The 269-nt window shown below is 69.5% G+C and carries 1 pseudogene; it reads right to left on the bottom strand.

The annotated features are described in order from the left end of the window. Positions 1-36: 36 nt before the first annotated feature. A pseudogene (locus APY03_RS06855) lies at positions 37-269 on the bottom strand (efflux transporter outer membrane subunit); the annotation flags it as partial.

Here is a 269-nt window from a genome sequence, read left to right as displayed (position 1 = left end):
CGGGTGGCGCCGCTGTCGGCTGCAACGCTGCGGCACTCATGGGTCAACCTTTGATGGCGAGGTGGCCGATGACGCGGTGGTCGTCAGGGGCGCATCGCCGCCGGCCTGCCGCCCGGATGTGAGTGCGTCGGGGTCCCAGCCGCCGCCCAGCGACTTGTAGAGATTGACCAGGGTGAGCGCAGCGTTGGTGGCGCTGGCATTGAGGCTGGTCTGGCTGGCTAGGACGCCGCGCTGCGCGGCCAGGACATTCAGGTAGTCGGCAGCGCCTT

Source organism: Variovorax sp. WDL1 (assembly GCF_001541225.1).
Lineage (GTDB): Bacteria > Pseudomonadota > Gammaproteobacteria > Burkholderiales > Burkholderiaceae_C > Variovorax.
This window is presented reverse-complemented; position numbering and strand designations above follow the sequence as displayed.